At 68.6% G+C, this 22804-nt stretch carries 28 protein-coding genes and 1 tRNA gene; 14 read left to right on the top strand and 15 right to left on the bottom strand.

What is annotated here, in order from left to right:
• Positions 1-9: 9 nt before the first annotated feature.
• The gene (locus AAFN88_RS04295; protein WP_347518458.1) at positions 10-465 is read left to right on the top strand and encodes a YkvA family protein; all 456 of its coding nucleotides are present in this window, start codon (positions 10-12) and stop codon (positions 463-465) included.
• Between the two features lie 7 nt (positions 466-472).
• On the opposite strand, the gene AAFN88_RS04290 is transcribed toward AAFN88_RS04295, so the two are convergent.
• Positions 473-1486, bottom strand: coding sequence for a DMT family transporter (locus AAFN88_RS04290; protein ID WP_347518456.1), 1014 nt, complete (start codon positions 1484-1486; stop codon positions 473-475).
• Positions 1483-2448 carry a DMT family transporter gene (locus tag AAFN88_RS04285; protein WP_347518454.1) on the bottom strand — a complete coding sequence of 322 codons (966 nt, stop codon included), beginning with the start codon at positions 2446-2448 and terminating at the stop codon, positions 1483-1485. The genes AAFN88_RS04290 and AAFN88_RS04285 overlap by 4 nt, the downstream gene beginning before the upstream one ends.
• Positions 2449-2783: 335 nt before the next feature.
• On the opposite strand from AAFN88_RS04285, the gene AAFN88_RS04280 reads away from it, so the two are divergent.
• The 3 genes from AAFN88_RS04280 to AAFN88_RS04270 all read left to right on the top strand — a co-directional run bounded on the left by AAFN88_RS04280 (position 2784) and on the right by AAFN88_RS04270 (position 6373).
• Entirely contained in the window at positions 2784-4748 is a 1965-nt protein-coding gene (locus AAFN88_RS04280) for an acetoacetate--CoA ligase (RefSeq protein WP_347518452.1), read from the top strand.
• Between the two features lie 10 nt (positions 4749-4758).
• A complete protein-coding gene (locus AAFN88_RS04275; protein WP_347518451.1) occupies positions 4759-5955 on the top strand; it encodes a pyridoxal phosphate-dependent aminotransferase in 1197 nt (398 codons plus the stop codon).
• A gap of 205 nt (positions 5956-6160) precedes the next feature.
• A complete protein-coding gene (locus tag AAFN88_RS04270) occupies positions 6161-6373 on the top strand; it encodes a hypothetical protein (RefSeq protein ID WP_347518448.1) in 213 nt (70 codons plus the stop codon).
• Positions 6374-6501: 128 nt separating this feature from the next.
• Here the strand turns inward: AAFN88_RS04270 and AAFN88_RS04265 are convergent, their stop codons facing one another.
• From AAFN88_RS04265 to AAFN88_RS04255, 3 genes are all read right to left on the bottom strand, one after another.
• On the bottom strand, positions 6502-7746 hold the full coding sequence (locus AAFN88_RS04265) for a class I SAM-dependent methyltransferase (protein ID WP_347518447.1): 1245 nt from the start codon (positions 7744-7746) through the stop codon (positions 6502-6504).
• A gap of 67 nt (positions 7747-7813) precedes the next feature.
• Complete coding sequence (locus tag AAFN88_RS04260; protein ID WP_347518445.1) at positions 7814-8812, bottom strand: NADPH:quinone oxidoreductase family protein; 999 nt, start codon at positions 8810-8812, stop codon at positions 7814-7816.
• Positions 8813-8849: 37 nt separating this feature from the next.
• Positions 8850-9890, bottom strand: coding sequence for an asparaginase (locus AAFN88_RS04255; protein WP_347518444.1), 1041 nt, complete (start codon positions 9888-9890; stop codon positions 8850-8852).
• Positions 9891-9984: 94 nt separating this feature from the next.
• On the opposite strand from AAFN88_RS04255, the gene AAFN88_RS04250 reads away from it, so the two are divergent.
• A complete protein-coding gene (locus AAFN88_RS04250; RefSeq protein WP_347518443.1) occupies positions 9985-10521 on the top strand; it encodes an RNA methyltransferase in 537 nt (178 codons plus the stop codon).
• 79 nt (positions 10522-10600) lie between these two features.
• Here the strand turns inward: AAFN88_RS04250 and AAFN88_RS04245 are convergent, their stop codons facing one another.
• Complete coding sequence (locus tag AAFN88_RS04245) at positions 10601-11236, bottom strand: cupin domain-containing protein (RefSeq protein ID WP_347518441.1); 636 nt, start codon at positions 11234-11236, stop codon at positions 10601-10603.
• Positions 11233-11448 carry a hypothetical protein gene (locus tag AAFN88_RS04240; RefSeq protein ID WP_347518439.1) on the bottom strand — a complete coding sequence of 72 codons (216 nt, stop codon included), beginning with the start codon at positions 11446-11448 and terminating at the stop codon, positions 11233-11235. The genes AAFN88_RS04245 and AAFN88_RS04240 overlap by 4 nt, the downstream gene beginning before the upstream one ends.
• Positions 11449-11620: 172 nt before the next feature.
• On the opposite strand from AAFN88_RS04240, the gene AAFN88_RS04235 reads away from it, so the two are divergent.
• The 5 genes from AAFN88_RS04235 (at position 11621) to AAFN88_RS04215 (ending at position 15439) form a co-directional block, all read left to right on the top strand.
• Positions 11621-12187 (top strand): invasion associated locus B family protein, encoded by a 567-nt coding sequence (locus AAFN88_RS04235; protein WP_347518437.1) that lies wholly within the window; start codon positions 11621-11623, stop codon positions 12185-12187.
• A gap of 208 nt (positions 12188-12395) precedes the next feature.
• Positions 12396-13580, top strand: a complete 1185-nt coding sequence (rlmN, locus tag AAFN88_RS04230) for a 23S rRNA (adenine(2503)-C(2))-methyltransferase RlmN (RefSeq protein WP_347518436.1) — start codon at positions 12396-12398, stop codon at positions 13578-13580.
• A gap of 122 nt (positions 13581-13702) precedes the next feature.
• Positions 13703-13933, top strand: coding sequence for a hypothetical protein (locus tag AAFN88_RS04225; protein ID WP_347518434.1), 231 nt, complete (start codon positions 13703-13705; stop codon positions 13931-13933).
• The gene (locus AAFN88_RS04220; RefSeq protein WP_347518433.1) at positions 13930-14154 is read left to right on the top strand and encodes a hypothetical protein; all 225 of its coding nucleotides are present in this window, start codon (positions 13930-13932) and stop codon (positions 14152-14154) included. The genes AAFN88_RS04225 and AAFN88_RS04220 overlap by 4 nt, the downstream gene beginning before the upstream one ends.
• Positions 14155-14227: 73 nt before the next feature.
• Positions 14228-15439 (top strand): argininosuccinate synthase, encoded by a 1212-nt coding sequence (locus AAFN88_RS04215; RefSeq protein WP_347518431.1) that lies wholly within the window; start codon positions 14228-14230, stop codon positions 15437-15439.
• 51 nt (positions 15440-15490) lie between these two features.
• On the opposite strand, the gene AAFN88_RS04210 is transcribed toward AAFN88_RS04215, so the two are convergent.
• The 3 genes from AAFN88_RS04210 to AAFN88_RS04200 form a co-directional block, all read right to left on the bottom strand.
• Entirely contained in the window at positions 15491-15703 is a 213-nt protein-coding gene (locus tag AAFN88_RS04210; RefSeq protein ID WP_347518429.1) for a hypothetical protein, read from the bottom strand.
• Positions 15704-15821: 118 nt separating this feature from the next.
• Positions 15822-16124 carry an AzlD domain-containing protein gene (locus AAFN88_RS04205; RefSeq protein WP_347518428.1) on the bottom strand — a complete coding sequence of 101 codons (303 nt, stop codon included), beginning with the start codon at positions 16122-16124 and terminating at the stop codon, positions 15822-15824.
• A complete protein-coding gene (locus AAFN88_RS04200; protein ID WP_347518426.1) occupies positions 16114-16863 on the bottom strand; it encodes an AzlC family ABC transporter permease in 750 nt (249 codons plus the stop codon). The genes AAFN88_RS04205 and AAFN88_RS04200 overlap by 11 nt, the downstream gene beginning before the upstream one ends.
• Before the next feature lie 225 nt (positions 16864-17088).
• Between AAFN88_RS04200 and AAFN88_RS04195 the strand changes: the two genes are divergently transcribed.
• Positions 17089-17667 carry a PAS domain-containing protein gene (locus AAFN88_RS04195; RefSeq protein ID WP_347518424.1) on the top strand — a complete coding sequence of 193 codons (579 nt, stop codon included), beginning with the start codon at positions 17089-17091 and terminating at the stop codon, positions 17665-17667.
• A gap of 53 nt (positions 17668-17720) precedes the next feature.
• On the opposite strand, the gene AAFN88_RS04190 is transcribed toward AAFN88_RS04195, so the two are convergent.
• Both AAFN88_RS04190 and AAFN88_RS04185 read right to left on the bottom strand, forming a co-directional pair.
• On the bottom strand, positions 17721-18641 hold the full coding sequence (locus tag AAFN88_RS04190) for an AraC family transcriptional regulator (protein ID WP_347518423.1): 921 nt from the start codon (positions 18639-18641) through the stop codon (positions 17721-17723).
• Positions 18642-18816: 175 nt separating this feature from the next.
• A complete protein-coding gene (locus AAFN88_RS04185) occupies positions 18817-19518 on the bottom strand; it encodes an NnrU family protein (protein ID WP_347518420.1) in 702 nt (233 codons plus the stop codon).
• Between the two features lie 113 nt (positions 19519-19631).
• Here AAFN88_RS04185 and AAFN88_RS04180 point away from each other — a divergent pair, with 113 nt between their 5' ends.
• A complete protein-coding gene (locus AAFN88_RS04180; RefSeq protein ID WP_347518419.1) occupies positions 19632-19925 on the top strand; it encodes a DUF3253 domain-containing protein in 294 nt (97 codons plus the stop codon).
• Between the two features lie 163 nt (positions 19926-20088).
• On the opposite strand, the gene folD is transcribed toward AAFN88_RS04180, so the two are convergent.
• The 3 genes from folD to AAFN88_RS04165 all read right to left on the bottom strand — a co-directional run bounded on the left by folD (position 20089) and on the right by AAFN88_RS04165 (position 21821).
• Complete coding sequence (gene folD, locus AAFN88_RS04175) at positions 20089-21024, bottom strand: bifunctional methylenetetrahydrofolate dehydrogenase/methenyltetrahydrofolate cyclohydrolase FolD (RefSeq protein ID WP_347518417.1); 936 nt, start codon at positions 21022-21024, stop codon at positions 20089-20091.
• A gap of 142 nt (positions 21025-21166) precedes the next feature.
• On the bottom strand, positions 21167-21442 hold the full coding sequence (locus AAFN88_RS04170) for a DUF167 domain-containing protein (RefSeq protein ID WP_347521630.1): 276 nt from the start codon (positions 21440-21442) through the stop codon (positions 21167-21169).
• 70 nt (positions 21443-21512) lie between these two features.
• Complete coding sequence (locus AAFN88_RS04165) at positions 21513-21821, bottom strand: YggT family protein (protein WP_347518415.1); 309 nt, start codon at positions 21819-21821, stop codon at positions 21513-21515.
• A gap of 262 nt (positions 21822-22083) precedes the next feature.
• Between AAFN88_RS04165 and AAFN88_RS04160 the strand changes: the two genes are divergently transcribed.
• Together AAFN88_RS04160 and AAFN88_RS04155 are read left to right on the top strand one after the other, a co-directional pair.
• A tRNA-Ala gene (locus AAFN88_RS04160) sits at positions 22084-22159 on the top strand.
• Positions 22160-22360: 201 nt separating this feature from the next.
• Complete coding sequence (locus tag AAFN88_RS04155; protein WP_347518413.1) at positions 22361-22804, top strand: cupin domain-containing protein; 444 nt, start codon at positions 22361-22363, stop codon at positions 22802-22804.

Genomic DNA, 22804 nt, shown 5'->3' with positions numbered 1-22804 from the left:
ATCTCCTCCATGACGACCCCTCGCACCGGGCGCGACGTCGTGCCCTATACCGCGCCGGAGGACCCGAAGAACCAGGACCCGCGCGTGCTGCGGCGCAACGCGGACAAGGTGGAGCGGGGTTTCTGGGTGAAGCTGCGGCGCAGCCTCGGACAGGTGCCTTTCCTGGAGGAGGCGGTCAGCGCCTATTACTGCGCCTTCGACCCGCGCACCCCGCGCCCGGTAAAGGCCATGCTGCTGGCCGCCCTGGCCTACTTCGTGGTGCCCAGCGACATGATCCCCGATTTCGTCGCCGGCCTGGGCTTCACCGACGACGCGACGGTGCTCTTCGCCACCCTGCGGATCGTCTCCGGCCACATCAACGAGCGCCACCGCGACGCGGCCCGCCACCGCCTCGCCGCGCTCGGCCTGCGCGGGCCCGCCGCCGCGGCGCAAACCGCCGACCCGGAACAGGGTAGGGAGTCCTGAACCCGGCCTAGGGCCGGCGCGGCCCGTCCTCAGGCTGCCGGGGCGGCGGCGCGCCGCCCGCCGCCCACCGCGCCTGCGTCTGGGCTGCCTCCCGCCGGGCGGTGTAGAACGCCGCGCCGACGATGACCGCCGCCCCGACCAAGGTCCAGAGCCCCGGCAGTTCGGAAAAGAAGTAAAAGCCGATCAGGCCCGCGAGCAGCAGTTTCAGGTAGTCGAAAGGCGCGACGAAACTGGCCTCGCCCGCCCGGTAGGCGCGGATGATCATGGCCTGGGAGGCAACCCCCAAGGCGCCGACCGCCACCAGAAGACCCCATTGCTCCAGGCTGGGCGGCCTCCAGGTGAGGAAGGCCGGCAGTGCCGTGACCCCCAGCGACATGAGGCAGAAATAGGTTAGCATGGTGGTATGGCTCTCGCCCGCCGGCAGCCGCTTCACCAGGATCACCGCCAGCGCGATGCCGAAGACCGAGGTCAGCGCCACGAGGGCTGCCGGATCGAAGGCCGCCGCGCCGGGGCGCATCATGATGAGCACGCCGATGAAGCCTACCGCCGTGGCGAGCCAGCGCCGCCAGCGCACGGCCTCGCCCAGAACCAGCACCGCGAGAAGGGTGACGAAAAGCGGCTGGGTGAAGCTCAGCGCCATGAACTCGGCCAGCGGCAACTGTCCCACCGCGTAGAAGCCGCAGATCATGGCGGCGGCGCCCGAGAAGGCGCGCAGCCCATGGATGCCGGGGTGACGGGTGCGCAGGGCGCCCGGCCCGGCGCGCAGCAGAAAGGGCAGAACCAAGGCGAAGGAGAAGAGCGCGCGGGCGAAGGCGACCTGGAAGACGTCGAGCCCCCCGCTTCCCGCGTGGCCCGCCACCAAGGTCTTCACCACCGCGGAATTGACGGTGAAGCCCAGGCTGGCGGCGATCATCCACAGGGCGCCGCGATGATTGGGCGACAGTCGCAGCCAGGCTCCGGAGATCCGCGCCGCGGCGGCTCCGTAGAGCCCGCCCCGGCCATGCCCCTTCCCTTCGGTCATGGACGGCCCTGGACCGACTCCGCACCGGCCCGCAACGTCGGCCGCTCGCGCGCCACCCGCGCCTCGCGCTGGGCGATGTAGATGGCGGCCCCGGCGATGACCGCCGCACCGACCCAGGTCCAGACGTCGGGCACTTCGTCGAACAGCAGGAACCCGATGACCGCGACGAAGGGCAGGCGCGCGTAGTCGAAAGGCATGATGGCGGAAGCATCGGAGCGGGCGAAGGCGCGGGTGAAAAAGATGTGCGCCGTCACCGCGCAGGCGCCGATGAACAGGCCGAGACCCAGTTCCGGCAGGGTCGGCCAGCGCCAGACGAAAAGCGCCGGCACCAGGGAGAGCGGTGTCAGCAGCAGGTTCATGTAAAGGACGACGGTCGCCGGCGCCTCGCTGCGCGACAGCGATTTCACGAAGAGCACCGAGACCGCCATGAAACCGGCGGCGACCACCGGCAGGGCCATGACCGGCGTGATTTCGACGAAGCCCGGCCGGACAATGATGACCACGCCCAGGAAGCCGATCGCCGTGGCGGTCCAGCGCCGGGCGCGCACCACCTCGCCCAGAACCAGCGCCGCCCCGGCGGTGGCGAAGAACGGCACCGTGAAGTTCAGCGCCACCGCCTCGGCCAGCGGCAGGTAAGCCACGGCGGAGAACCAGCACAGCATGGCGCTGAGGCCGAAGGCGGCGCGCCAGAAGTGAGTCTTCAGGCGCTCCGTCTTGAGCCCCACCCGCCCGTGGCGCGCCAGCCAAGGCAGCATAATGCCGAGCGCGAAGACATTGCGGAAGAAGGCGATCTGAAAGGGGTGCATGCCCCCCGCCCCCTCAGAGGCGGTGCCGTCGCCCAGCAGGCGGATGGCTCCGTTCATGACGGCAAAGAGAAAGGCGGCCGCGATCATATAGACCGCGCCCTGCAGCGGCGCGGAGAGCGGACGGCCGCGCGGGAAGAAGGACCGAGAGGAAGACATTCGCCGGCCATCTTAGGGTCAGGCCGAATCCGTCACCACCCCCAGGGTTGCAGGACAGCCATGCGGCGCGGCGCGAACGCCGGCAGCGCGCGCTTGCAATCTTGCCGAGGCGCGGCATAAACCAGACCGGCAGCCCCTCGGGGCACCGGGCACGCCTTACGCCACCCAGGGATGCTCTGGGAGTAATTGGGGGAGAACCCGGGGAGCGATCCCTGGATCGGCGCAGGGCGCTTGGCCATACTGGCGTCCCGGAACCGACAGCAGAACCACGGGCCTCGCTCCGCCGCCGGGGCGGCGCGCCCCGAGCGGCGACAAGAGACTACTGGGAGATCAAGATGACCGGACCGCTGTGGCAGCCTTCCGAAGCGCGGGTCGCGGAAGCCAACCTGACCGCCTTCATCGCCTGGCTGAAGTGGGAACAGGGCCTGGACTTCGCCGGCTACGACGACCTTTACGCCTGGTCCGTCAGCGAGCTGGAAAAGTTCTGGACCGCGGTCTGGGACTTCTGCGGCGTCATCGCCGACCCCGAACGCGGACCCGTGGCGGTCAAGGCCGACAAGATGCCCGGCGCGGCTTTCTTTCCGGAGGCCAAGCTCAACTTCGCCGAGAACCTGCTGCGCCACGCCCTGAACACCCCGGGCGACGACAGCGACGCCCTGGTGTTCTGGGGCGAGGACAAGGCGAAGCGCCGCCTCTCCCACCGGGAGCTCTACGAGCAGGTCTCCCGCACCGCCCAGGCGCTGGCCGCCGAGGGCGTCGGCCCCGGCGACCGGGTCGCCGGCTTCATGCCCAACATGCCGGAAACGGTCGTCGCCATGCTGGCGGCCGCCTCGCTGGGCGCGGTGTGGTCCTCCTGCTCGCCGGACTTCGGCGTGCAGGGCGTGCTGGACCGCTTCGGCCAGATCGAGCCCAAGGTGCTGTTCTGCCCCGACGGCTACTACTACAACGGCAAGACCATCGACTCGCGCCCGCGCATCGCCGAGTTCACCGCCCAGCTCCCGAGCCTGAAGAAGATCGTCGTCGTGCCCTATATCGGCGCGTCCGACGTCTCTTCGATCGACCGGGCGGTCACCCTGGACGATTTCGTCGCGCCCTTCCCGGCCGGCGAGATCGCCTTCACGCGCATGCCCTTCAACGCGCCGCTCTACATCATGTTCTCCAGCGGCACCACGGGGAAGCCGAAGTGCATCGTGCACGGCATCGGCGGCACGCTGCTTCAGCATCTGAAGGAACTCATTCTGCAGTGCGACGTGAAGCCCGGCGACCGCGTCTTCTACTTCACCACCTGCGGCTGGATGATGTGGAACTGGCTGGTCTCGGCGCTGGCCGCGGAGGCGACGCTGCTGCTCTACGACGGCTCGCCTTTCGCGCCCGACGGCAACATCCTCTTCGATTTCGCCGACGCCGAGAAAATGACGCTGTTCGGAACCTCGGCGAAATACATCGACGCGCTCAACAAGGCCGGGCTCGACCCCAAGTCGACCCACGACCTTTCCAGCGTGAGGCTGATGACCTCCACCGGCTCGCCCCTGGTGCCCGAGGGCTTCGACTACGTCTACCAGCACGTCAAGGACGACATCTGCCTGTCGTCCATCGCCGGCGGCACCGACATCATCTCCTGCTTTCTCGGCGGCAACCCCATCGGCCCGGTATGGCGCGGCGAAATCCAGCGCCGCTGCCTGGGCATGGCGGTCGAGGTCTACGACGACGACGGCAAGCCGCTGCGCGGCGAGAAGGGCGAGCTGGTCTGCGTGAAGCCCTTCCCCTGCATGCCCATCGGCTTCTGGAACGACCCCGACGGCGCGCGCTACCGCGCCGCCTACTTCGAGACCTATCCCAACATCTGGCACCACGGCGACTTCGTGGAGCTGACCGAGCACGAGGGCATCGTCGTCTACGGCCGCTCCGACGCGACCCTGAACCCCGGCGGCGTGCGCATCGGCACGGCGGAGATCTACCGCCAGGTGGAAAAGCTGGAGGAGGTCGAGGAGGCCATCGTCATCGGCCAGGACTGGGAAGGCGACGTGCGCGTCGTGCTCTTCGTCAAGCTGCGCCCCGGCGTTGTGCTGGACGACGCGCTGACCGCGCGCATCAAGACGCAGATCCGCAACGGCTGCACGCCGCGCCACGTGCCGGCCAAGGTGGTGCAGGTGGCCGACATCCCGCGCACCAAGAGCGGCAAGATCGTCGAGCTGGCGGTGCGCGACGTGGTGCACGGCCGCCAGGTGAAGAACAAGGAAGCGCTCGCCAACCCGGAAGCCCTGGATCTCTACAAGGGGCTGCCGGAGTTGAGCGCCTGACGCCCCGCGAATGGCCGCGTTCCCGCAGCCGCCCCTGACCCCGCCGCTGAACCCGGTGGCGGCGGCGCTCGAGCCCTCGAAGATCGTCGAGGTCTGGCAGATGGGCTTCGAGATCGAAGACCTCATCGCGCTCTACGTCGGCGAGGGCGACGAGCCCACCCCCGCCTTCATCAGCGAGGCGGCGAGCCGCGCCCTGCGCGAAGGCCATACCTATTACACGCCCAAGCACGGCCTGCCCGCGCTGCGCCGGGCGCTCACCGCCTATCTGGCGCGCCACTTCGGCGCCGCCGTCGGGGAGGAGCGAGTGACCGTCACCTCCTCCGGCATGAACGCCATCATGCTGACCCTGCAGGCGGTGCTGACCGCCGGGGCCAACCTGGTGGCGCCGACGCCGGTCTGGCCCAACGTGCTCTCGGCCGCCCGCATCGCCGGCGGCGAGGTGCGAACGGTGCCCATGACGGTGCTGCCCGAAGGGGGCGTGGCGCTGGACCTGGAGCGTCTCTTCGCGGCCTGCGACGACAAGACGGCGGCGATCTTCCTGGTCTCCCCCTCCAACCCGACGGGCTGGGTGATCAGCGAGGCCGAGCAGCAGGCCGTCCTCGACTTCTGCCGCCGGCGCGGCATCTGGCTGATCGCCGACGAGGTCTACCACCGCTTCGTCTTCGACCCGGCGCGCTTTCCCAGCGGGGTCGCGCCCTCCTTCCTGCAGCTCGCCGCGCCCGAGGATCCTCTGGTGGTGGTCAACTCCTTCTCCAAGGCCTGGTGCATGACCGGCTGGCGCCAGGGCTGGCTGGTCCACCCCGCCGCGCTGGGGGCCGTGTTGGGCAACCTCATCGAGTACAACACTTCCGGCGGGCAGAGCTTTCTGCAGCACGGCTGTCTGGCCGCCCTCACCGAGGGCGAGCCTTTCGTGGAGGCCCTGGTGGCGCGCTGCGGCCAGGCCGCCGAGCTGGTGTTCCAGGGCTTGGCGGCCCTGCCCCGGGTCAGCCTGGCGCGCCCGGCCGGGTCCTTCTACTGCTTCTTCCGGGTCGAGGGGGTCGACGACAGCCTGGCCTTCGCCAAGCGGATTCTGACCGAGACCGGCGTCGGCCTGGCCCCCGGATCGGCCTTCGGGCCGGGCGGCGAGGGGCACTTGAGGCTCTGTTTCGCCGGCTCGCCGCAGCGTTTAGGCGAAGCTTTGGAGCGCCTCCGACCCGTTTTGTCCTGAACGCGACAACACATTGAAATTGTTAAGGTAAAATGAAATTGAGCTATGCTGCCGCTGCATAGTTCTCCTGATCAGGCGGCATTTGTCTCCCTGCATATAAAGGCCTATCTCCCCCTCAAGAGATTGGGATAACCGGTGGCCCGGGTGGAGCGTTGGCTTGCAGGCAACGCCGAGAGCGGACCGCCAAGACAAAGGAGACAGGACCATGGCCAACATGATCTACACGGCTCGTCCTTACATGCCCGGCCAGGCGGTCGTGGGCCTGCTGGGCCGCGCCCTCATGGCCGCTTACGATTTCGCTCTCGACCTGCGCGACGCCTACGTGGCCGAACGCAAGGCCCAGAAGCTGATTCAGGCGACGCGTCACCTGGACAGCCGCCTGCTGCGCGACATCGGTCTGGAGCACGGCGCCAGCTAAGGAGGTCATCCCCCGGTCCGGCCCTGGATGCCGGACCCCGGGACGCGACAGCCACGAGATAGAGGGCGGCCCCTGGCGGGCCGCCCTTTGCTTTTGCGCGCAAGGGCCCGTTCCCGGATCGGAGGCCCTCAGGGCGCGTAGCGGATCAGCAGATGGTTGAGGCCGCCCAGCACCTGGTAGAGCTGGTCGAACTGGGCCTTGAAGTGATCCCAGTCCTGGCGCGGATCGAGCTGCTCCAACGCCTTCTGAATCTCGCCCAGGGTGGTGTTGCCGTCGATCCAGGGCAGCACCGCGGTGGCCAGACGCGGCAAAGGGAACTTCAGCGCCAGGCCATCGAACTCCCCCTTCAGCATCAGGTCGCGCTGCACCGCCTTGGCGAGCTGCGCGCCGTCGAGCACGCGCAAGACAGGGATGGCCTCCGGCCCGTCCGGCCAGGCCAGGGTGTCGGCGGCCGGGCGTCTGGAGACATAGAAGACGTGGGTCTTCAGGTTGCCGGCCAGCTTCTCGGCGACGGCGGCACGGCCTTCCGGCGAGAGGCCGGCGAGCTGGCGCAGCAGCACCGGATCCTTCAGGTAGGTCGCGGGATCGTAGCGCAGCGGCTCGATGAAGGAGATCAGGTTGAGACCGGCGCCGCGCAGCAGTTCGGCGATCTCCTCCACCTTGTAGGAACGGTCCTGGCTATGCAGCAGCAGGTCGACAAGTTCGGCGTCGCTGCCGCTGTGGTCGCGCAGCACCGGGTTCCGCGCGAAGAGGTTGGTCGCCGGCAGATTGTTCAGCAGGCGCCGCGCGTGGCTCACCTGCTCGCCCAGCGGGCGGTCGCCGGCCAGCTTGCGCAGCACCTCCTGCAGGGCATAGACGCCGCTGCGGCCATAGGTGCCGTAGACCATGATCCCCATGCCGCCGTCCGGGGCCAGCGCCCCGGTCAGCGCCGCCAGGCCCGCCTCCGGCTCGGCCAGGTGGTGCAGCACGCCGCAGCAGTCGATGTAGTCGAAGCTCCCCAGGTCGAGCCCGGCGAGGTCGAGCAGGGAGCCGGTGACGAAGCGGATGTTGGTGAGCTTGCGGGCGGCCGCGCGCGCCTCGGCGATCTTGCGCGACGCCGCCGAGAGGTCCAGGTAGACCACCTCCCCCGCCGTTCCCCCCGGCCCGGCCGCATCGGCGAGCTGCTGGGCCAGCATGATGGTGGCGTCGCCGGTCCCGCCGCCGGCCACCAGGGCGCGGAAGGGCCGGGTGAAATCGCGCCGCCCGCCGAAGAGATAATGGTTCACCTCGCGCAGATTGCTCGGCGAACCGACGATCAGGCGCTTGGCTTCGTCGGCGGGGTCGCGCGAGGGGTAGGGATAGGCTTCGTACTGGTCGCGAACGCTGTCGGTCATGGCTTCTTCGATGGCGGGAAGGGCGTGCGCCGAGGCATCCCTCTCCTCGGCCCCCGGAACGGGGAGTTTAGGCCGCGCCGGTGGTGAGGACCACCTTGCCGGTGGAGCGCCGTTCCAGCAGCAATGTCATGGCCTCGGCGGCCCGGGGAAGGTCAAGCTTGTGTGAAACGTGTGGCCTGAGAAGGCCCGCCTCGACCCAGTCGAACAACTCGCGGAATTCCTCGGCCAAGCGCGCCGGCGCGTGCTTGCGGTAGGATCCCCAGTAGACCCCCATGACCGCAACGTTCTTCACCAGCAGGATGTTGGCCGGGATCTGCGGCACGCGCCCGGCGGCGAAGCCGATGACCAGCAGGCGCCCCGACCAGGCGATGCAGCGCAGGGACGCGTCGAAGACATCGCCGCCGACGGGATCGAAGACCACGTCGGCGCCCTTGCCACCGGTGATCTCCTTGACCCTTTCGCGGATGTCCTCTTCGCGGTAATCGATCAGATGGTCGGCGCCGTGCGCTTCCGCCACGGCCAGCTTGTCGGCCCCGCCCGCGGTGGCGATCACCGTGGCGCCGATGGCCTTGCCGATCTCCACCGCAGCCAAGCCGACGCCGCCGGCCGCGCCATGCACCAGCAGCACTTCGCCGGGCCGCAGGCCGGCGTGCCAGCGCAGCGCGCAGTGCGCGGTGCCGTAGGTGATGGGAAAGCCCGCCGCCTCGGCCCAGCCGAAGCGCGCGGTATCGAGGCTGTCGGGCAGCGCGAAGACATCGCCGGCGCGCGCCAGCGCCGCCTCGGCGTAGCCGCCGAAGTCGGTCAGGGCCATGACGCGCTGGCCCTCGCTCAGGCCACCGACCCCGGCCCCCAGGGCGCGCAGACGGCCCGCGACCTCCAGGCCCGGCGAAAAGGGAAATTCCGGTTTCTCCTGGTACTTGCCGGCGATCATCAGCGTGTCGGCGAAGTTGACGCCGGCGGCGGCGACGTCGATCAGCACCTGGCCGGGTCCCGGCTCCGGCAGTGGGCGGTCTTCCAGGGCCAGGGTTTCAGGGCCGCCCCAGGCGCGGCAGGTCATGGCTCGCATGTCGCTTGGACCTCAAGTCGGATCGGGGAGCGTCGAACTAGAAGGGGATGTCCGCCGCGGGACGGATCTCGCCCACGGTGAGCCCGGCGCGGTTCAGCACCGGCGCGGTGAGGAGGCCGCCCAGTGCGGCGGCTTGGTCTTCGCCGAGAATTCCGAAGTGGCTGAGCAGGCGTCCCATGAGAATCTCCGCCGCGCGCCCGGCACCGTCGTCGACCTTGATGGCGGCCCCCAGGCCCAGCTCCGGAAAGGCGGCGCAGTAGACACCCTCGGCGCCGGTCTTGATCAGCGCCCTCTCCCCTGTCAGCTCCATCACCCGGGTGTCGAAGCAGCCGGTCCCCGACACCATGAAGGGATGCGCCGCCACCGCCTTGCGGATGCGCGCGCAGGCCGCCTGGCGCGGCTCCGGCTGGTCGTCGGGCGCGCCCAAACGCGCCATGGCAAGGGCCATGTTGCCGAGCGGGATGCCGATCACCGGGATGCCGCAGCCGTCGACGCCGCGCGGCGCAGCGGAGAGGTCGAGGCCGGTCATGGCCTCCAGCACGCCGAGGATTCGCTGCTGCACCGGATGCTCGTACTTCACGTAGCCTGCGGTCGGCGCGCCCAGGTGCTTCGCCAGAGTGAGGAAGCCGCTGTGCTTGCCAGAGCAGTTGTTGTGCGCCTGGGTGGCCGCGCCGCCGGCGGCCAGCAGTTCGATCAGCGCCGGTTCGTAGCCCGGCAGCTGCGGCCCGCACTCCAGATCGTCGACGGAAAGCCCGAGGCGCGCGAGCCAGCCCGTGGCCGTCTCCACGTGGCGCGGCTCCCCTTTGTGGCTGGCGCAGGCCAGCGCCAGCTCGGCCTCGGAAACGTCGAAGGCGTCGGCGGCGCCGCTTTCCACCAAGGCGATGGCCTGCAGCGACTTGATCGCCGAGCGCGCATAGACCGGGCGCTCATGGCCGCCGGCGGACAGCGCCACCTTGCCTTCGACATCGACCACCGCCAGGGCGGCGCGGTGGCGGCTTTCCACCTGGCCGCCGCGGGTCACCTCCACCAGCAGAGGATTGGCGGCGGCACTTTCGGTCGAGGGAAGGTCAGAAGACATCGCTTGAGATCGTCAATTTCGGAGGAGCTTCGGGGGTGCCGCGGGCGGCGAAGCAGCTTGCCTCCCCGGCCCTGGCCATGCAAGTTCTCCCGCCATGCGAGGATACTTTGCCATCGGCGCCGAACGGATCAGCAAGCCCATGAACCTGGGCGCCCTGATGCGCTCCGCCCACGCCTTTGGGGCCAGCTTCTTCTTCACCATCGAGCCGGCCTTCAACGCCCAGGAGGTGAAGCTCTCCGACACCTCCGATGCGGCCAAGCACCTGCCGCTCTACACCTATCGGTCGGTCGCGGAGCTGACGCTGCCGCGCGGCTGCGCCCTGGTCGGGGTGGAACTGACCGAGGACGCGGTGGAATTGCCCTCCTTCTTCCACCCCCAGGCCGCGGCCTACGTGCTGGGGCCGGAGCGCGGCAGCCTGTCGCCGGAGCTGCAGGCGCGCTGCGACCACCTGGTGAAGATCCCGACCAGGTTCTGCGTCAACGTCGGCACCGCCGGGGCCATCGTCATGTACGACCGCCTGATCAGCCAGGGCCGCTTCGCCCGCCGCGCGGTCAACCCCCGCGCCACGCCCGAGCCCCTGCCCAAGCATGTGCAGGGCGCCCAGGTCATCCGCACGAAAAAGGACGGCTGAGACAGCCGCCCGGCCGCCACAACGCCGGCTACGAAGCACTTTCGCAGAAGCGTTCCGGACCACCGCTTCCGGGAAGCCGTCAGATACTGGCAACGTGCGTGTCGTTGGCCGGCTTCAGCGGGCCGTCCAGGTAGACGAGGCAGAGACAGCCTTCGCCCGGAAGCCCCACCGGCGTGTGGGTGATGCGGGCATCGACGATCCAGGCATCCCCCCGCTCGTAGCTGCCGTTGTCATCGGCAAAGCCGCCCTGGACGATCACCGTGGCCTCGATGCCGGCGTGGCTGTGGCGCGGCGCCGAGGCACCCGGCGCGAGGCGCACCAGGGCGACCTCGACACCCGGCGGCCAAGCTCCGGCAGCGGCCGAGCGGGCCGGCCGCAGAGGCGTCGACTCCACCCCCGGCGCCAGCGGCTGCCAATCCAGGCTCTCCAGCGCATCGCCGAGATAGGCACGCAGCGGCGGCGGCAGCAGGCCATCGCCGCCCTCCTGCCCCGACTCCAACCCCGACTCCAGCCCCGACTCCAGCCCCGACTCCGGCGCCACCCCGCCGGCGGCCCGGGGATCAACGAATCGGGGATCGGCAGCCCGGCAGGCCGGGCAAAGCGACAGGTGAGTGGCCACCAGGATCGCCAGTCCCTCCGGCAGGCTGCCGGCGGCGTAGCCGAGCAGCAGTGCCCGGTCGAAATGATAGCGCGGCAAGCGTGCAGGCTCGGTCATGTCTCTGCACGCTCCCGGGCGCTCCCCGCCGGGGCGTTCCCCGTCAGGACGTTCGGCGCCTTGCGCAGGCGGCCCGACGGCCGCTCGGCCCCCTGGGCGCGCCGCCCTCGGGCCTGGTTCTCGAAATAGGCCATCCTGACCAACTCCGCCTGTTCTTCCGGCAAGACCTTGCCGGCCTCAGCCGCCAGCCCCCGCTCCGGGGGTCCCGCCACCGCCGCCTCCGAACGAGCCGCCCCCCGAATGGGCCGGGGCCGAATGAACCGGGGCCGAATGGGCCGGGACCTCGTGGGGTCCCCGGGCCGCGCGGACGCGGCCATCCGGCAAAATCGGCGGTCCTCCAAACGGGGGGTGGCGGCGCGGCTGCTCAATCCTATAATATCCGCCATGCTCAAGAATAACATCCCATCACCGCGGACCATGCTGCCAAGACATCTCTCATCCCTGCTCGCGCCCCTGCTTGTCGCCTGCGCCTTCTCGGCCGGCCTGCCGGCCGGCGAGGCCCGGGCCCAGTCGATCGAGCGGCTCGGCGACTACTCGAACTGGAGCGCCTTCAAGTACCTGGAGGACGGCAAGCCGATCTGCTTCATGGCCAGCGAACCCACCAAGGCCGAGGGGAACTACTCCAAGCGCGGCGAGATTCACGCCATGGTGACCCACCGCCCCGGCGACAACCGGATCGACGAGGTCAGCATCCAGGCCGGCTATCCCTACAAGGAAGGCGCGCCGGTGGAAGTGCAGATCGGGTCCATGAAACTGCGCCTCTTCACCGAGCGGGAGTCCGCCTGGACGGTGGACAAGGACACCGACAAGAAGCTGGTGCAGGCCATGATCAAGGGCAGCACCATGACCGTCCAGGGCACCTCCGCGCGCGGCAACAACACCAAGGACACCTACTCGCTGTCCGGCTTCACCCGGGCCTACCAGGCGATCAGCCAGGCCTGCGGGCTGTAGAGCAGATCAGGGCCGGCCGGATTCGCCTCAGGCGATCCCCCAAGGCTCAATGGGACCCTGTGAATCTGCTCTATACTATTGGGATAGATCGGATTCACACGGTTCGATCTAGGCGGCGCCGATCCGGGGGCTCCACGGGGGCTCGTTGAGGGCCTGCCGGGCCGCAAAGGGCTGGTTTTAACCTTGCGAAGGGCCTATCTAACGCCCCATGAGCCAGCATGCCGAAGCCTTCGCCCCGCCCCCTGAAGCCTCAGGAAACGCCAGGGGGGCCGCCCACGACGGGAAACGCAACCTCGTCGGGCTGTCGCGCGAGCAGCTTGCGGCCGAACTGGCCGCCCTGGGCGAGAAGCCCTTCCGCGCCAAGCAGCTATGGCACTGGATCTATCACCGCGGGGTTACCGACTTCGCGGAGATGACCAATCTGGCCAAGGATTTCCGCGCCCGCCTGGCCGAGACCCACGAGGTGCGCCGGCCCGAGGTGGCGGTGGCCCAGGTTTCCAAGGACGGCACCCGCAAGTGGCTGCTGCGCCTGGCCGACGGCCAGGAGGTGGAGACGGTCTACATCCCCGAGGAAGACCGCGGCACGCTCTGCGTCTCCAGCCAGGTCGGCTGCACCCTGACCTGCAAGTTCTGCCACACCGGCACCCAGCGCCTGGTGCGCAACCTCTCGCCGGCCGAGATCGTCGGCCAGATCATGGTGGCGCGCGACGGCCTGGGCGAATGGCCCGGGGACGATTCTGGGGCCCCGGCCGAAGGCCGCCTCATCACCAACATCGTGCTCATGGGCATGGGCGAGCCGCTCTACAACTACGTCAACGTGGCCACGGCGATGAAGATCGCCATGGACCACGAAGGTCTCTCGGTCTCCAAGCGCAAGATCACCCTGTCGACCTCCGGCGTGGTGCCGGAGATGGAGCGCTGCGGGCGCGAGCTGGATGTGAACCTTGCCGTCTCGCTGCACGCGACCGACGACAAGACCCGCGACCACATCATGCCGATCAACAAGAAGTATCCGCTGAAGATGCTGCTGGAGGCCTGCCGTACCTATCCCGGCACCCACAACGCCCGGCGCATCACCTTCGAGTACGTCATGCTGAAGGGCGTGAACGACAGCGAGGAGGACGCGCGGCGCCTGATCAAGCTGCTGAAGGGCATCCCGGCCAAGGTGAACCTCATCCCCTTCAACCCCTGGCCCGGCAGCTTCTTCGAGTGTTCCAGCAAGGCGACCATCACGCGCTTTGCCGACATCCTCTCGGCCGCGCACATCTCCAGCCCCGTGCGGGCGACCCGCGGCGAGGATATCCTGGCCGCCTGCGGCCAGCTCAAGTCCGCCTCCGAACGCAAGAAGAAGAGCGAGCGCGAGACGGCGGCCCCACCAGAAGCTCGACCCTAGTTCCGCGGCGAATGCCGAGCCAGCCCCCACTCCCCTTAGATGTCCCGGTTCTTGGCAAAAATGCAATCTCGACCTAAGATTGCTGTCATACGATTCAGTATCAACCGTGGATCGGGGTCGTTTTGGGTTTCCATACCGGTGACTTCCTTACCGATATAGCCATCGATACCGCCATTTTGGCGGTTCTGTTCCTTTTTCCTCTCTGGCGCATTTTCTTCCGCACCGGGATGAACCCGGCGACATCTCTTCTTATCCTCATCCCTTTCGCCGGGTGGCTGGTAGTCGTGTTGTTGCTCGCCTTCGCAAGGTGGCCCAACGGCAGGACCGAGGAAGCTCCGGAGCCGCCGCAATGAGCGAAGGCCTTCTCATTGCTCTGTTGATCAATCTGCCGGTAATTGCGTTCTTGGTGGGCCTTCATGCGCCCATTGCCAAGCGGGCGGGATTCTCCGGCTGGTGGTGTTTGGCCATGCTGGTTCCCGGGGTGAACGTAATCGTCGTATGGCTCTTTGCCTTCATCCGCTGGCCGAAGCTGGACGGGCCCGAAGGCGCAGAAGAAGGGGCCGCCCGGCCCTGAGGCATCCGCCTTGCCCTAACCCGCTCTTTGCCTATACTCCGCGCGGATTTCCAGTCAGAGGCTCTTCTCCACCATGTCCGACATCAAGAAAGTCGTGCTCGCCTATTCCGGCGGCCTCGATACCTCCGTCATCCTGAAATGGCTGCAGACCACCTACAACTGCGAGGTGGTGACCTTCACCGCCGACCTGGGCCAGGGCGAGGAGCTGGAGCCGGCCCGCAAAAAGGCGGAGATGCTGGGCATCAAGCCCGAGAACATCTACATCGAGGACCTGCGCGAAGTCTTCGTGCGCGACTACGTCTTCCCGATGTTCCGCGCCAACGCGGTCTACGAGGGCGTCTACCTGCTGGGCACCTCCATCGCCCGGCCGCTGATCTCCAAGCGCCAGATCGAGATCGCCCGGGAGACCGGGGCCGACGCCGTGTGCCACGGCGCCACCGGCAAGGGCAACGACCAGGTGCGCTTCGAGCTGGGCTACTACGCCCTCAACCCGGACATCCACGTCATCGCCCCCTGGCGCGAGTGGGACCTGAACAGCCGCACCAAGCTGATCGACTTCGCCGAGAAGCACCAGATCCCCATCGCCAAGGACAAGCGCGGCGAAGCGCCCTTCTCGGTCGACGCCAACCTGCTGCACATCTCCGCCGAGGGGAAGGTGCTGGAGGATCCCTGGGACGCGCCGGAGGAATACGTCTTCTCGCGCAGCGTCTCGCCGGAGGAGGCGCCGGACCGGCCGACCGTCATCACCATCGATTTCGAGAAGGGCGACCCGGTGGCCGTCGACGGCGAGGCGCTGTCGCCCGCCGCCCTGCTGACCCGCCTCAACAAGCTGGCCGGCGACAACGGCATCGGCCGCCTGGACCTGGTGGAGAACCGCTTCGTCGGCATGAAGAGCCGCGGCGTCTACGAGACCCCGGGCGGCACCATCCTGCTGACCGCCCACCGGGCCATGGAGTCCATCACCCTCGACCGCGGCGCCGCCCACCTGAAGGACGAGCTGATGCCGCGCTATGCCGAGCTGATCTACAACGGCTTCTGGTGGTCGCCGGAGCGCGAGATGCTGCAGGCGCTGATCGACAGGAGCCAGGAAAAGGTCAACGGCTCGGTGCGCCTGAAGCTCTACAAGGGCAACGTCATCGTCGAGGGCCGCAAGTCGCCGGACTCGCTCTACTCCATGGAGCACGTGACCTTCGAGGAGGACACGGTCTACGACCAGCGCGACGCGGCCGGCTTCATCAAGCTGAACGCCCTGCGCCTGCGCCTGCTGAACCGCCAGAAGCGCTAGAGCCGCAGACTCGCAGACCCGCAGGGCCTCAAAACCTCGAAAAAGGGACGGTTACTCCTGGGGGGCGTCGCCACCCTCGGGGGCCGGCTGGCCGAAATTGGCCTCGCCGGTGGGATCGGTCTCGACCCGCTGCGCCATGACCTCGAAGGCCTGGGCGTTGTTGTCCATGTGCTCCTTCAGGGGCGGGTTCTGCTCGCCCACGGAACGGAAGAAACCGGCGGCGTCACGCAGCAGGCGCGCAGCAATTTCAGCATTGGTAGCCATCGTTGCTCCAAATCAAAGTCGTTCGCAATAAATAGGGATTGGTCTCGGCGGCAAGTCTAACATGCCCGCAAAGGCCCTGTCGCCCCTAAGGCGAAGATTTTCGCGGGATATCTGCCGGCTAGCCCAGCAGCGCCCGCAGCGCCACCACCGCCAGGCAGCCCCCGGCCACCGCGACGATCAGCGGCAGGCGCAGCGCCAGAAGGACCGTCAGCAAGGCTGCGCCGCTTTCTGCTGCGCCGGTGGCGAAGGCCATGGGCGCGATGATGGCGGTGAGAATGGCGCCGGGCACCGCCTCCAGGGCGCTGGCCATGCGCCCGGTGACGGTCCTGCGGCGCACCAGCCAGTAGCCGAAGATGCGCGTGAAGTAGGTCGAGGCCGCCATGGCCAGGATGGCCGCCAGGCTGAGGGGATCAAGCTGCATTGCCGCCCTCCCCGGCCGTCTCGCGATAGCGCTCCGGCACTTCGGGCGGGGGCTGGAAGGCGCCGACGAGCGTGCCCGCCAGACCGCCGAGGGCGATGTACCAGACCCCCGGCAGCAGGGCGTGGGCGGCGACGGCGACCAGGGCGCTGGCCAGCCAGGGGGCGAAGCTGCGCTTGCCCTTCCACAGGCTGACCAGCAAGGTCAGGAAGACTGCGGTGAAGGCGAAATCGAGGCCGTAGCGCGCCGGGTCCCGCAGCACGCCGCCGAAGATCGTCCCCAGGGTGGTACAGGCGATCCAGCCGAAGTACAGCGGCAGGGCGAGGCCCAGATAGTAGGCCGGGGTCACCCGCCCCTGGTTGGGCGTCTTGGCCGCGCGCTTCAGGGCGAAGGCCCAGTTTTCGTCGGCCATGAAATGCAGGCCGCCGTAGATCTGCCCGCGGCTCCAGCCCTTGAGGAAGGGCGCCAGGGCCGCCCCCATCAGCACGTGGCGCAGGTTCACCATGAGGGCCGTCGCACCCAGCAGGACGATGCCGGGCGGCGAGGTCCAGATCTCCACCGCCACGAACTGCGAGGCCCCGGCAAAGACAGTGGCGCTCATGATGGCCACCTCGAGCGGGGAGAGGCCCTTCTGCGCCGCCAGGGTGCCGAACAGCAGGCCGTAGACCACCACCGCCACCAGCAGCGGCAGAATGGTCAAAACTCCGGCCGTAAATTCACCGCCGCTTTCCTTGTGCGTCATACCGCTCCCCGGATGGGATTTGCGAAAGCGGCCAAGGTGGCGCTTCGGCGCGCGCCGGTCTTGCATGAAATTGCGCCCTTCGGGCCCCGCAGCCGAATTCGCCAAAAAGAAGAATTGTTGTCACAATAATTCTCCTGTGACGCCGGCCCTATAGCCGCTAGGCTCGCTGGAATCGCGGTCAAACTGCAGCGGCTTGCGGCTCAAGGGGGTGCTGTAGAGATGGTGATGTCCGAAATCTCCGTCGAGCGCGTGGCAGAGGCGATCGAACACTATCTGTCGACAGGCCGCGGCAAGGCCGCGATCGCCAAGGCGCTGGATTTCGAGGTCAAGGATCTGCAGGTGCGCCGCTCCCCTGCGGAATCCGACCTGCCGATGGAGGAACTGCGCCTTACCCTGCGCTACTGGCAGACCCTGCCTCAGGTCGGCCGGGTGGCGAACGTCATGAAGATCGAGCCCTTCGAACTGCGCCGGGCGCTCGGCTACCTCATGCTGATCGACGTCGGCCAGGGCGCGGCCGACTTCCGCTATGCGCTCTATGGGACCAAGATCGCGAAAGTCGCCGGCTTCGACATGACCGGCAAGACGGTGTGGGATATCGCCACCTCCTCGACCGTGCAGACCTTCTTCGCCGCCTGCTACATGGCGGTTCGCGCCCGGCCCTGCCCGGTCTATACGGTGCACAAGGCGCCGCCGCAGATCACCGCCAGCCATTGGCACCGGCTGATCCTGCCGCTTGGCGAGGGTGGAGAGGTGAGGCGCTTCCTGGTCTGCAACACGCCGATCCAGCACGGCCAGCTCGTCTGACCCCGTCTCGTCCCGGTCGCCGCCGGCACGGCCCCCGGGAAGCGCCGCATCCTTCAGGCGGCGGCGCGCGTCCCCCGGCGGTATTGGCCGGGCGTGGTGCCGGTGCAGCCCTTGAAGGCGCGCGAGAAGTGGCTCTGGTCGTAGAAGCCGCAGGCCAGCGCCACTTCGCTGAGCGGCTCGTCGCCGCCCAGCAGCAGCTTGGCGGCGGCGATCCTGCGATGGGTCAGATAGGCGTGGGGCGTGACCCCGACCTCGCGGCGGAAGGCGCGCAGGAAATGATAGCGGCTGAGCCGCGCGGCCCCGGCCAGATCGTCAAGGGTCAGGTCTTGCATATAAAGATCGTCGATAAGGCTCCTGGCCCGGCGGATCGGCCCCGGTTCCTGGCCCGGGCGGCGGGCGCGCGGCGCGCTGACGCTGTGGCGGCCGACCATGAGGGCCAGCGCCGCGGTGAAGGTCTCGTCGACCGCCAGCTTGTGCGCGCCCGCCTGGACATGGGCCTCCATGAGGACGTGCGCCTCGCCGAGGAGCGCGACGGCCTCCGGGTCGTCCATCACGGCCTCGCGGAAAGCGGGGAAGCCCGCCGGGCGGTCCTCCAGCTCGTCGGCGATGTCCTGCATCAGCGCCACCGAGGGGTAGATCATGCGGTAGGCGAAGCCCTCGTCGGCCGGAGCGCCGTCGTGCAATTCATCGGGATTGACCGCCACCAGGCTGCCGGCCGGCGCCACGTGACGGACACCGCGGTAGGTGAAGGCCTCGGCGCCGCCGACGATGACGCCCAGCGCGAAGGTGTCATGCACATGGGGGGCGTAAGCATGGCGGTAGAAGCGCGCCGTCAGGCACTCCAGGTCGTCGAAGCGCTTCTCGCGCCAGAAGCAGACGGAATCCGCCCCCCGGCGCGGGGCCGCGGCGTTTCCCGGTGGCTCCTGCCGTTCCCCGGCCGAGCGGGCATAGGCTGTCTGCTGGTCGATCGCCATGGCCCCAGTCTAGCCGATGCCGGCCCGCCGGCCTTGCAGGAAATTGCCGGGGCGCGAAGGCGACGGCCCGGCCCGGCGGCGCTGGAGCAGATCGGGGTCGGCTGGACTCGCCGAAGGCGATCCGCCGGCCTCGTGACGCTGCTCAATACCTTTGAGATAGATCGGATTCACACGATCAGAGCGGCAGCGGCGAGACCCCGATGAAGCCCCGGTGGAGGTGCAGCAGGGCGGCGTAGACCGCCAGGCCCAGCAGCGGGCGCCACCAGCCGATGCCGCGCCAATCCACCACCGTGCGGCGGCTCAGGACGGCGCCGAAGGGCAGCACGCTGGTGGTCAGCTTCATCGGCCCCCAGGCCGCGCCCAGGCCGGCCTCGCGGCGCTGGTCGATGTGACGCATACCGCCGAAGCTGAGCACGGCAATGCCGCCCATCATCACCATGGAAGCGAAATCGCCGTTGGCCAGCAGATGCGACAGGGCCCAGAGCCCGGTCCCCCAAAGAAAGGGGTGGCGGGTGATGGAGAGGATGCCCACGGCGGGCGAGCCCGGAGCGCCGTCGAGAAAGCGCTCGCCGCCCACCATGGTCGGGCCCGGACTGGTGAGCCCGGCAACCAGCAGCACGGCCGCCAGCGGCATGACCAGCAGCGGCACCCAGGCGAAGGCCGGCGCCGGAGTCCAGACGGCCAGAAAGGGCGCGCTGCGGTAAGACAGGATCATCCAGAAGAGGGCCGCTCCCATGAGCGCCGAATAGGACAGACGGAAGCCTTGAACACCCAGGCGCTGCGCCAGAAAGGGGCGGATCGGCCGGGCGGAGAGCAGGAAATGGCCGCCCACGAAGGCAAGGGTGGCGGCCACCAGGGAATTCGTCGCATCGAGCATCCCCCGCACTATGGTCAGCGGCCGCGCCGCCGTCCAGCGCAGATCGCCCTCTCGGATATGGCCCCGGGCCGGCGGCTATGCTAAGCAGCCGCCCCCGCAAAGAGATCGAAGCGATGACCGAGAACGAAGAAACCAGGCCCGATCCGGTGGCCTTGAAGATCCTGGAGCTGCTGCAGGACGGCGGCCCTGATCATACGGTGAGCCCCGACGACGTGGCCCGTGCCTTCGCCGAAACCCGGCGCAAGAAGAGCGACCCGCCCGACGTCTGGCGGCGCTACATGAACGCCGTGCGCCAGCAGGCGGTGCACCTGGCCCGCGCCGGCCGGATCGTCATCCTGCGCCGCGGCGAGCCGCAGGACCCCCACGCCCCCATCAAGGGCCTGATCCGCCTCGGCCTGCCGAAGTAGAAGAACGCAGCAACGACGCTCGACGGTCAGGCTGTCACCCCCACCCTAACCCTCCCCCATCAAAGGGGGAGGGAATGACTTTCCTGCGGCAGCTCCAACTGCCCCTCCCGCCTTGATGGGGGGAGGTTGGGAGGGGGGTGGCTCTCGGTCTGTTCGAGTGAGTCTAACCCAACTCCGGCGCCGGGATGCCCGCCTGGCGGCAGGCGGCGGTCACGGTGTTGGCCAGCAGCACGGCGATGGTCATGGGGCCGACGCCGCCGGGCACCGGGGTGATGGCGCCGGCGACCGCCGCCGCCTCGTCGAAGGCCACGTCGCCGACCAGGCGGGTCTTGCCGCCACCTGCGTCGATGCGGTTGATGCCGACATCGATGACGGTGGCGCCGGGCTTCACCCAGTCGCCCTTCACCATCTCCGGGCGGCCGACGGCGGCGACCAGGATGTCGGCGCCGCGGCAGACGGCGGGCAGGTCCTTGGTGCGGCTGTGGGCGACGGTGACGGTGCAACTCTCGGCCAGGAGGAGCTGGGCCATGGGCTTGCCGACGATGTTGGAGCGGCCGACCACCACGGCGTTCAAGCCCGAGAGGTCGCCCAGGCGGTCCTTCAGCAGCATGAGGCAGCCCAGCGGCGTGCAGGGCACCAGCGGCGCCTCGGCCCCCTTGCCCCCGGTCATCAAGCGCCCGGCGTTGATCACGTGGAAGCCGTCGACGTCCTTATCGGGGTCGATGGCGGCGATCACCGTCTGGCTGTCGATCTGCGGCGGCAGGGGAAGCTGCACCAGGATGCCGTGCACGGCGGGATCGGCGTTGAGCTCCGCCACCTTGGCCAGCAGAGTCTCCTGGCTGGCCGAGGCGTCGAGCTTGTGCTCGAAGGAGTTCATGCCGGCCTCGAGGGTCTGCTTGCCCTTGGAGCGCACGTAGACCTGGCTGGCCGGATCCTCGCCCACCAGCACCACGGCGAGGCCCGGGGTCAGCCCCTGCTCGGCTTTCAGTTTCTCGACCGCGGCGGCGACACGGCCGCGCAGGCCGGCGGCGAAGGCCTTGCCGTCGATGAGGGCGGCGCCCCCTTGCGTCTCTCCGGCAGGAACTGCGGTGCTGCTCACGATTGCTTACTCCCTCTGCTTGTCAGTTACGGCGGCGCCAGTTCATCCGAGCCGGCCGGCCGGCACCCTTCCGATTGCGCCGCCGGCTGGTCCAGGCCCGTCAGCCCCCACCCTTCAACCCAGGCTCTTCAATCCAGCCCCTTCAATCCAGACCGGCCAGCCAGTCTTCGAGATCCCGCCGCAGCGCCGCCGGGTCGCCGGCCACCGCCAGGGTCTTGCGCCGGTCGCTCTGTCCGGCCACCAGGCTCAAGGCCGACTTCGGCAGCTTCCAGGTTTTGGCCAGCAGCTTGATCAGCGCGGCGTTGGCCTTGCCGCCCTCCGGCGGCTCGGTGACCCGGAGCTTCAGGACCGCCGCGCCGTCGTCCAGCACCACGACGCCGTCAACCTTGGCCCGGCTGGCCCCCGGCTGCAGGCGCAGCTCGACCAGCAGGCAGTCCCTGCCATCGCGGAAGGGGCCGCCCCGAGAAAGCTCAGAGATGACCGCCTCCTTACAGCCCGCTTTGGAAGAGCGCTATCCGAATGTTCTGCAGCACCATCTGCAAGAAATAGATGACGAGGATCAGGATGATCGGCGAAATGTCGATGCCGCCCAGGTTGGGCATGAAGCGGCGGATGGGCCTGAGCGCCGGTTCCGTCACACGCCAGAGGAACTCGCCAACCATGGACACCACCTGATTGCGGGTGTTGAGCACGCCGAAGTGCACCAGCCACGACAGGATCGCCGAAGCGATCACCATCCAGATATAGATGTCGAGGGCAACCATGACGATAAGAATGAGGGGGTCCAGAATGATCATCGGCCGGCTTTTCAACCCCTAAGCTGAAGGACGGAAAGACTTCGGAAACCAGTGGCCGCTACCCTACCCAGCGCTTGGGCCGGAGACAAGCAGCCGAACCACCCGGAAAAGCCGGGAACAGGCTGGGAATCGGGCGGTCAACGCACCGCTTGACAGGACAGGGCCTTGTCCACATTATCCGCCCGCCCGAGGTTGATTTCCCGTGAAATCGGCCTTCGGTCCATCCCATGCCCGGCGAATTGCCGCCGCGGCGCCCAGTTGTGGGGCTGTAGCTCAGATGGGAGAGCGTCGCGTTCGCAATGCGAAGGTCAGGGGTTCGATTCCCCTCAGCTCCACCAACTCCCCCTCTTGAAGACAGCGGCGACTTGCAACGACGGCGGCCCCGTACGGCAACCGGCCCCGAGCGGATTCCGCCCAGCCCGCGCCGGCCCGGCGCCCTGATCGCCGAAAGCGACGTCACAAGACGGCGCGCCCGCTCGTCATTTCTGGAGAGTCCCTGCCCGCGTCGGCGGGGCGCACCAGAAGAGGAGCCCAAGACCATGTCCACCCCAGTCCTAAAGTCCCGTCGCCGCCGTGCCGCCTGCGCGACCGTCGTCCTGCTTGCCGCCCTGCCGGCTCTCACCCTCCTGAAACCCGCAGCGGGCGAAACCCCAGGCGCTCAGGTGGCGCCCGTAGGATCACACGACCTGGGCAACGTGCCGGGCAAGAAGCTGACCGCGGTGGTCGTGACCTACCCGCCGGGCGGCAACTCGCCCGCCCACCATCACGCCGGCAGTGTCTTCGCCTTCGTGCTGTCGGGGGAGATTCGCTCGCAGGTCTCGGCGGACGGGCCGGTGAAGGTCTACAAGGCCGGCGAAAGCTTCTTCGAGCCGCCGGGCAGCCGCCACCTGGTCAGCGCCAACGCCAGCGCCACCGAAGAAGCCAGTCTGCTGGCCGTCTTCGTCGCCGAAACCGGCGCAACCCTGACCACTTTCGACGAGTAA

The sequence above is a fragment of the Pelagibius sp. CAU 1746 genome (assembly GCF_039839785.1).
Lineage (GTDB): Bacteria > Pseudomonadota > Alphaproteobacteria > Kiloniellales > Kiloniellaceae > Pelagibius.
The sequence above is the reverse complement of the archived record's forward strand: the minus strand, read 5'-3'. Positions and strand labels throughout refer to the sequence as shown.